This is a genomic window from Pseudomonas sp. EGD-AK9 (assembly GCF_000465935.2).
Lineage (GTDB): Bacteria > Pseudomonadota > Gammaproteobacteria > Pseudomonadales > Pseudomonadaceae > Aquipseudomonas.
Genome location: NZ_AVOF01000593.1, coordinates 1 through 1,204 on the forward strand (window position 1 = coordinate 1; position 1,204 = coordinate 1,204).

The following is a 1,204-nucleotide window of genomic DNA, read 5'->3' on the forward strand; positions in this document are numbered from 1 at the left end:
ACCGCCTGCGCCGCCAGTGCGCCGGCCTGCACTACGCCGCCGGCGCGCCGCCGCTGTCGTTCAGCGCCGGCCTCTACCGCGGCACGCCGGACGATCTGGAAAGCCTGCTGCACGAGGCCGACATGCGCCTGTACCGGGCCAAGCAGCAGGGCCGTGCGCGCACGGTGCTGGCCTAGCCGCGCTATGTGCACCGCGTAGGAGCCCGCTGGCGGGCGATCCAAACCTCCGGCGAACGGGGCCACGCGAGCTCAGAGCCCATGCCGCCGAAAGGTGGCGGCGTAGCTGCCGTCCTCGCGCATGGCCTGAATCGTCCGGTCGAAGCGCGTGGCGATCTCGCGGTGTTCGGGGTGGCTGCGGCGCACCAGGATGTGCAGGCCGTTCTCGCTCAACGGCAGCGGCAGAAACTCCAGCTCGTCGCGCATGGCGCGCAGCTCGCGACCGAGGTGATAGCGCGCCACCAGCTCGTCCTCCAGGGTCAGCTGCACGCGCCCGGCGTGCAGCATGCGCGCGGCGGTGGCGAAACCGCCGACGCCGACCTTGCGCAGCCGCTCGTCGCCGTCGAACTCGGCGGAATAAGCGTAGCCGCGCACCACGGCGATGCTGTGCGGATACAGATCGGCCAGGCTGTCGAAGCGGATGCCGGCGCCCTTGCGCTGCAGAAAGCGGATGCGGTTGACCAGATAGGGCTGCGAGTAGTGGCCGAACTCGGCGCGTTCGGGGCTGTACCAGGCGTTGATCAGCACGTCGTAGTCGCCGCGCTTGAGCCCCAGCACCGCCCGCTGCCAGGGCACCTCGACGTAGCTGGTGCGGTAGCCGGCACGCTGCAGCGCCTGCTCCACCAGCTCGCTGGCCAGGCCGTTGCCGGGCAGGCGGCGGTCGTTGAACGGCGGCCAGGGGTCCGCCACCAGGCGCAACGATTCGCCCGCCGCCAGAGCCGGCGACAGCAGCAAGAGCAACAGCCAGGCGCGCACTGCGGGCATCGGCGGCGATCCGTGGGGAATGATCAATGCTAGTGATAGCAGGCGCGAAAGCCCTCGTCACTGTCTCATTTTTGATACAGGTGCTGGCCAGGGCGGCCGTCCATCCGCCCTGCCGCGCCAGGATCGGCGGGCCAGAGCGGCTTCGGGTAAGATGCGCGGGTTTTCGCGCAGCCTCCGCCTGTGCGCTCGAATCGCTGGGGAACTCTCGTGTTGCACACTGAGGT

General features: G+C 69.9%; 1 protein-coding gene and 1 pseudogene. One reads left to right on the forward strand and one right to left on the reverse strand.

Annotated features, from left to right (window positions below; genetic code table 11):
- A pseudogene (locus N878_RS29855) lies at positions 1-176 on the forward strand (diguanylate cyclase); the annotation flags it as partial.
- A 72-nt stretch (positions 177-248) separates the two neighbouring features.
- Here the strand turns inward: N878_RS29855 and N878_RS21320 are convergent.
- Entirely contained in the window at positions 249-980 is a 732-nt protein-coding gene (locus N878_RS21320; RefSeq protein ID WP_021445562.1) for an ABC transporter substrate-binding protein, read from the reverse strand.
- Positions 981-1,204 lie beyond the last annotated feature (224 nt).